Origin of the sequence: Treponema bryantii (genome assembly GCF_900113965.1) — a bacterium.
Classification (GTDB): Bacteria; Spirochaetota; Spirochaetia; order Treponematales; family Treponemataceae; genus Treponema_D; species Treponema_D bryantii_A.
This window is the reverse complement of record NZ_FORI01000002.1, coordinates 417,638-425,035: the sequence shown is the minus strand read 5'-3', so window position 1 is coordinate 425,035 and position 7,398 is coordinate 417,638. Positions and strand designations below refer to the sequence as shown.

Annotated in this window: 7 protein-coding genes and 1 pseudogene; 4 read left to right on the top strand and 4 right to left on the bottom strand. The window is 38.8% G+C overall.

Going from position 1 to position 7,398, the window contains the following annotated elements:
- Positions 1 to 227, bottom strand: a pseudogene (locus BM161_RS04690) (IS110 family transposase); the annotation flags it as partial.
- Positions 228 to 435: 208 nt separating this feature from the next.
- On the opposite strand from BM161_RS04690, the gene BM161_RS04685 reads away from it, so the two are divergent.
- A complete protein-coding gene (locus tag BM161_RS04685) occupies positions 436 to 942 on the top strand; it encodes a GNAT family N-acetyltransferase (RefSeq protein WP_074930806.1) in 507 nt (168 codons plus the stop codon).
- Positions 943 to 1,226: 284 nt separating this feature from the next.
- Positions 1,227 to 2,981 (top strand): IS66 family transposase, encoded by a 1,755-nt coding sequence (tnpC, locus tag BM161_RS04680; protein ID WP_083425672.1) that lies wholly within the window; start codon positions 1,227 to 1,229, stop codon positions 2,979 to 2,981.
- A gap of 218 nt (positions 2,982 to 3,199) precedes the next feature.
- Here the strand turns inward: tnpC and BM161_RS04675 are convergent, their stop codons facing one another.
- From BM161_RS04675 to BM161_RS04665, 3 genes are all read right to left on the bottom strand, one after another.
- Complete coding sequence (locus BM161_RS04675; RefSeq protein ID WP_074930803.1) at positions 3,200 to 3,907, bottom strand: aminoglycoside phosphotransferase family protein; 708 nt, start codon at positions 3,905 to 3,907, stop codon at positions 3,200 to 3,202.
- 25 nt (positions 3,908 to 3,932) lie between these two features.
- A complete protein-coding gene (locus tag BM161_RS04670) occupies positions 3,933 to 4,493 on the bottom strand; it encodes a 2'-5' RNA ligase family protein (protein ID WP_074930801.1) in 561 nt (186 codons plus the stop codon).
- Positions 4,494 to 4,559: 66 nt separating this feature from the next.
- A complete protein-coding gene (locus tag BM161_RS04665) occupies positions 4,560 to 5,885 on the bottom strand; it encodes an MATE family efflux transporter (RefSeq protein WP_074930800.1) in 1,326 nt (441 codons plus the stop codon).
- Between the two features lie 105 nt (positions 5,886 to 5,990).
- On the opposite strand from BM161_RS04665, the gene BM161_RS04660 reads away from it, so the two are divergent.
- Together BM161_RS04660 and BM161_RS04655 are read left to right on the top strand one after the other, a co-directional pair.
- The gene (locus BM161_RS04660; protein ID WP_074930835.1) at positions 5,991 to 6,737 is read left to right on the top strand and encodes an acyl-ACP thioesterase domain-containing protein; all 747 of its coding nucleotides are present in this window, start codon (positions 5,991 to 5,993) and stop codon (positions 6,735 to 6,737) included.
- Positions 6,738 to 7,397, top strand: a complete 660-nt coding sequence (locus BM161_RS04655; RefSeq protein WP_074930798.1) for an MmcQ/YjbR family DNA-binding protein — start codon at positions 6,738 to 6,740, stop codon at positions 7,395 to 7,397. It begins immediately after the preceding gene.
- Position 7,398: the final 1 nt, after the last annotated feature.

Here is a 7,398-nt window from a genome sequence, read left to right as displayed (position 1 = left end):
TGCTCCGCACAAAAATCTGCAACCCAGTACCAGGTAAAAATGCATTCCACTCCAACAACAATGTCCTTTCCAAAAGTATTGGTCACAAGCTCCAGATTATCTCTGGAACATTCCATGTTTTTGTGGAATACAGTTTCCCCGATGTTGTTGATAACACAGATGTACATCGTTCTTGCGTGAAGGTCGATTCCAATGTAAAATTGATGCTGGTTCTTATAGAATCTCATTAAGGTCCCCCTGTCGAATTAATTAGGATATTGTGCCCTGATGGACTTATCTATCTTAGCATGATAAAACTGGGGCCTTAATGATTTTCAAAGCTTCAAAGCGGATGTCGCGGTCAAGCCGCGCCACCGTTTAAGCAATTGTTATGACGACAGGCCACTGGCCTGCTTTTTGTAAAAAATTTTTTTGTTAAGTGGAATTTATAAATTAATGGAAAAAATCATCCTAAGAAAAGCAAGATCAGAAGATTTGGACTCTATGTGGAATAATATCTGGCAAGATAAAGAACTTGCAAAATTTATGCTTTGGAAACCAGTAGAGAACATAGAAGAAGCAAAAATCAGATTACAAAAAACTATTGAATATCAAAAATCAAATCTTGCATTTTATATTTGCCTTGAAGAAACTGATGAAGTTATTGGTTTTCTTGGAGCTGTAGACACAGGTGATTGTATTTTTGAAGATACTGGAATCTGTATTGCCAGTAAGTATCAGGGAAAAGGTTTTGGAAAACAGGCAATGCAGCTCCTCTTAAAAATGATTTTTGAAGAACTCGGTGGAAAAGAGTTTATTTACAGTTGCTTTGAAGAAAATAAGAAATCACAAAGACTATGCGAATCACTTGGATTTGAATATAAATACGCTAAACAAAATACTAGAAAGTGGGATAATCTGAATTATACAGCCAAGTATTACTCGATAAAAGCTGGAGAGTAATTTTTTAGTGGTAAAATAATTATAGAAAGAGAACTTTAGGGGAGCATAAGGAAACAGTAGTACGCGGCTTTACGCCGCTAGAAAAAATATAATAATAGAAGCGTAGCTTCAAAAAAATACAGAATAATTCTTAACGAAAAAAGAAATTAAGAAATCTAATACTGTATGCGATATATTTTTGCCATAACAAAGGTTCGTAGCCGACAACGGGTCAAGCCCGTTGCGGTACAACCAGTTGATACACCCTCTTTTTAAAAGTTTTAAAATCTGTTAACATTTAAAACATGAAAAGGGAAGTGACAATACAGGAAGCACTCACAGAATTGGCTGCTGCAAAGATTGAGATTGAATCAATGCAGCAGCAGCTTGTTTTAAAGGACAAGTTACTTTCCTCTAAAGATGAAAAAATCACATTACAATTATTCACAATAAATCAGCAGAAAGAAGAGCTGAAACAAAAAGATGAAGAAATAAAAAGCCTCAAATCTGACAATAATTCAAAAGATTTAAAAATTCTCGGGCTTGAAGAACGACTGAGAACTCAGATGTCATATCGTTTCGGCAGTCATTCTGAAAAATTATTCGAACAGTGGCTTCCGTTATTTGATGACCTTGATGATTTTCCAGAGAATGAACTTCTTACAAATGAAGAACTTGAAGAATTGAAAGAAGAAAACGTCCTCGTAAAGGCATATAAGAGACGTAAGTGCGGCCGTAAAAAGATTGATGAAAATTATGAAAGAATCCCGATTTATCATGATATTCCTGAATCAGAGAAAATCTGTGGCTGCGGAGCAAAGCTTGTAAAAGTAGGGGAGAAAGTAACTGAAAGAGTAAACATCATCCCTGAAAGGATTTATGTAGAACAGCATATCTATCCGGTTTATGCCTGCAGAAAATGTGAAGGCAGCGGAGATGAAGATCATCCTGTATTCCGTCAGGCTCCTGCCGCAAAGAATATCATTCCAAAATCAATAGCAACACCAGGGCTTCTGAGTTACATTTTTATCAACAAATACTGCAATCATATGCCGTATTACAGACAAGCCCAGAACTTCGAAAGAAAAGGAATCGATATTTCAAGGGCTACGATGGATAAATGGCAGCTTGAGGTTTATGAGAAGATAAAACCTCTGGAAAATGTGCTTATGAAGCATTTAAAAACCGGAAAAGTCCTGAACATGGATGAAACAACCTGCAGGATTCTGAATTACGAGAACGGTAATAAGGATCGCAAGAAATCCTACATCTGGCTAGCTCATGGTGGACCGAAAAACAAAAAGGTTGTTGTTTACCGCTATTTTGAAAGCCGGAGTCCGAAATACATCAGGCCTTTCATCAACGGATTCAAAGGATGGCTTCAGACTGATGAATATCCCGGATATGAAGCTGCACTAAAAGAACATGAACTTCTTTATCCGAAAGACAAAATTATTCATATCGCTTGTGCTGCACATATACGCAGAAAGTTTTATGACGCATTACTCAACGGGAAATCCAAGGGCTCTGCCAAGGCTATAAAATACATTCAGCAGATGTATCATGAAGAGAATCTATTGAGAGAGAAGAATCTTTCGGATGCAGAGTTTGTTGTAAAACGTCGGGAAATTATTAAGCCGATTATGGATGAATTCTATGACTGGATGATTAAGACTCAGCCTAAAGTTCCGGCTTCATTTAAGTTTGGAAAAGCTCTTAAGTACGCAATAGATGCATGGCCTCATCTGATGAATTATCTTGATTGCCCTGAGATTTATCTGGATAACTCTGTCAGTGAACGCTCAATCCGTCCGTATGTTTTATCAAGAAAAAACTTCCTGTTTTCTGCATCAGAAGACGGCTCTAGGTCAACATGCCTATTGTTTTCTCTCATAGAATGTGCTAAAATACATGGTATCAAACCTGAAGAATATCTTTCTTCAATCTTTGAATTAGCCGCAGATACAACAGACTGGACTGATTCAAACTGGTCAGAACTTCTTCCTTGGAATATCAAATTGATTCAAAAATCTGATGTTTCAACGGTCTTAATAGCCTAATAGGGCGGAAAATTGACGCTTACGGATATACAGTTATCCCTCAAAAAAACATTATTATAAGTAGACAGAATATACATTATAGTAAGTAAAGTAATTATAAATCTGTTAACATTTGGTCTGACCCCCATTTACGTAACACTATTTGCGTGCTGAACCCCAATTAAGGTTACACCCAAAAATAGACCGAACCCATTTATATATCAAAAAACTTTAAAATATTATTCTTTACTACGCAGGACAGTACAAACCTTCACAGCTTCAAAGAAATCTTCTTCTGAAATTCCAAGCGCCTGAACATCCGGCCAGACAGCAGCTTTGTAGAACTCCAGAGCTTCTTTTGCAAACTCATTAAAAATCACATAAGTTCGGGCGTAGTCAAAAACCGGAGGGGCGATTCTTGTGTTCATCCAATCTATGATGGTGTAATTGATTTTATCGGCGACCAGGGCCGTATCATTTGGAATCATGATATTCAGAAAATGCATATCCAGATGGCAGATGCAGCTTTTATATTTTTGAGACAGACGTTCGATGGCCGGAAGTACTTCTGATTTTTCTTCATCAGATAACATAAGCCCTGCTGTTGCACTAAGAGGCGGAATTGTGGTATCGCTTGCATCTGCTTCGTGAACAAAACGGAACGCTTTTGCAAGTAGCTTAAAGCCCTCTTCAGGAGCTTTAGGAACTGATTTCTCCAGCTGATCTCCTTCGACTAAATCCATCTTGATGATATGTGAATCATCTGTGTCGTAATATTTTACCGGACAGAGACCAGACTTATTCACTGCCTGCTGCTGCTGTTTTTCAAATGCAATCCATTCTGCTGGATAAGACTGATTATAAACTTTGTAAGCAAATCCATGGTACAGAAGAACCTCTGCCTGTGCACCTTTGCCTATGATTTTCTGAGAACCATCAAATGTCATTTTCTATACCCCTACACTTTTATCTCTAAATCTCCAGCGACACTGCAGCTTCCCAGCGGCTGTCCTTTCTCTCAAAAATTGTGATGTTATTTACAGGAAAGTTTTCAACAAGATTCAATTCATTCATCACTTCGATTGCGTCTTTTGTAACGCCTGCAGGAATATCACGATTGCTGACAGTAAGATGAGGAGTAAACGGACGCTGATCCTTCTTTGTACAGCCAGGTGCAGCTTTGATTACTGCAGAATAAACTTCATCACGCAAGGCTGTCCATTTATCATCCTTTTCAACTTTTGCAAAGAGAGTTCTGTCTCCAAATGCATCGAAGTTATTTATCTTAGCGGTGAAGCTTAAGCCGGCCGGTAATACATCCTGCTCTATTGCTTTAGCAAGGTCCTCTGTTGAATATTCTTCTGGCAATCTGAATGGCGGAATCAAAGTGACATGAATCGGAGTCAGGTGTCCGGAACGGCAACCATAAGCTTCGTTCATATAACGGCGGCAGTCTTCAAGTGTAAGAGTAATGTCCTCTGGTGTAAGAACTCCAATAAAATGTGTTTGCTGTGGAAGGTTTTGTTTTTTCATATATATCTGATTATATCACATCTGTAAACTTTTGAACGTAAACTTATATCTTAAAATCTGCCTTAATCAGGTTACTTCATGCAGCCACTTTCCACTCAATATTCTGATTACACCAACAATCGCCTTTACAATCGATTCGCTTGAGAGGAATAAGAATATCATTGGAGCTGGGAGATGGAGTACAAAGGCAGCGACATATCCTAAAGGAATCGCAACACCCCATAAAACAATCAGCTCACCGGCTGCAGAAAAAACAGTATCTCCGCCGGCTCTGCACACACCGACAATCCAGTCCATACAGAAAGAATTGAAAGGATAAAGCAGAATCAAAATCATAAGAATCTGGGTTGCCATCTTAATTATTTCAGGTTCAACATTGAAGAGGAACGGCAGTAATTTAGAAAGTGGCAACAGGAAGATTCCAACGGCCGCCCCAATCAAAGGCATAAACCACATTGAACGCAAAGCATACGCACGGGCTTCGTCCAGTTTCTTTTCGCCGATTCGTTTTCCAATCAGAACACCCATTCCGTTTCCAAAGCCCATACAGAATACCCATGTGAGCTGGCTGATAGTTCCCGTAATACTGTAGGCTGTAAAAGCATCAGTTCCGGCATGAGCGTAGATTCCGTTGTAAACAGAAGTTCCTAGTCCCCAGAAAGTTTCATTGATAATAACCGGAAAGGCAATCTTTATATATTTGAAAACAAAAGACCAGTCAAAGCTCAATAGTTCGCGAAGCTTACCACTAATTTCATATTTATGAGAATATGACCAGCTTACAAGAATTATAAGTTCAACAATGCGGGCAAACACAGTTGCAATCGCAGCACCCTTTACACCCAGATGTGCAATAAAAATCAAAACATAATTTGCCCCAGCATTAGTTAACAAAGAAACAGAAGTACAAACAAGCGGTAGTTTTACGCGCTCAGTACTTCTCATGGCCAGCGTTAAAGAAAAACTGATTGCCGTAGGAACGTAAGACAAACACACCAGACGAAGGTATTCACCGCCAACTTTTACAACCTCAGGATCCGGAGAATAAATTCCAATCAGCTTGTACGGAATAAAAAGTCCAAGAATTGTAAAAACAACAGCAACAAAAAGTGAAATCAAAGTCATCAAACCTAATGACTTTCTGATTCCTTTAATATCTTTCTTTCCCCAGAACTGAGCAATAAAAACACCGCCGCCTGATGTGATTCCGAAAAGAATCATATTGAGAATAAAAAAGATTTGATTGCCCAGCCCTACCGCTGCAATTTCAACACTTCCAAGCCGCCCGATCATAACAGTGTCGAGCATGTTTACAAAGTTCTGCAAAAGAGCCTGAAGAGAAATTGGAATTGCGATAGCCACAAGTGATGAGTAAAAGCCTTTGAGTTTCATATCGCACTATTATGAAGATTATTCTGAAAAAATCAATGCTTTAGACTTTTTATGGAATTCTCCTTGATATTTCATGTTTTTCAAAAAAAGATTACAATTACATCTATGAATAATAGCTTAATTTTTGAAACTGAGCGGGAGATTTCTTCTGCGTTTATTGATTCATCTGTAAAGATGGGAGTGGCTCAGTCTGTTTTACTTGTACAGGATAATCTTACTGAGAGTTTTAATGCGATGGATTGCGACGGTGTAATCTACCGCGAAAAGTTCAATGCCTTCTGGGTATTCACAAAAACAAAAGTTCATTTTGAACGCCGCCCCGACTGGCGTGAAAGCATTACAGCCCGCACCTTCCCTATTGATAACCTTGGAATGCGAACTCACGTTAATACACAGTTCGTAGATAAAAACGGAAAAACACTTCTTGTTGCAAATCAGGAAGCCTGCGTTTTGAGCCTTGAAAATCATCGTCCGCTCAAAATCACAAATCTCCCATATCCAAAAGAGAATTTTCCTGAGGCAGTTTATAACGAGCCTTTCGAACGTTTCCCTTCTGATTTTTCTGATGATGAGTTTGTCTTTGAGCAGCAGATTCGTTCTTCTCAGATTGATATGTCTCATCACATGAATAATATTGAATATATCAAACTTGCACTTTGTGTGTTCTCAGATGATTTTTTGCAGTCGCACGAAATCACAGACCTCGAAGTTCACTATACCGGTGAAAGTAAAGAAGGTCAGATTCTTAAGGTTTACAAAAAAGAGGATCCGGAAGTTCACGGCAAGATTTATATCCACATCAAAGAAAGCGACCGTTGCGTTTTTGAATGTTGCGTGAAGATTAAGGATTAAATGGACTACAGCTATATTTTTCGTTCGGCAAAAATCAACAAAGATTCTCTGAAAGCGGCTGGTTTTACAACAAGCGATGACAACAATTATGTGATGCAGATGCCTGTTTCCAACGGCGCTTTTAATGCTGAGATTTCTCTGTCACTTTCCGAACAGACACTCACCGTCCAACTTTTTGATTCAGCGACCGGAGAAAAATATGCGCTTTTTGATATGCCTTCTCACGGCGCTTTTGTAGCTTCCTTGCGCGAAGAAGTTCAGAAAATCATAGACGATATCAAGTCAAAATGTTTTGAGACAAATGATTTGAAAGATGATTTCATCGCCTGGATTAAATCAAAATTTGGAGCAGAGCCTGATTACCCGTGGCCGGATGATGCGCCCTACTCTTTTGTCTTCCGTTGTCCGAATGAAAAATGGTTCGCACTTGTGATGAGAATTAAATACCGCCAGCTCGGTCTCACAGGCGACGACTATGTCTGGGTTGTAAACATGAAAGCCAATCAGGATTCAATCCCGAATCTTGTAGACCACAAATCAATCTTTCCAGCCTGGCATATGAATAAGAAATACTGGATTACAATTCTGCTCACCGCGGTTACTGATTTTGAAAAGCTGTGTGAACTAACAGAAAAAAGTTACGAACTGGTTACTCGTTAAA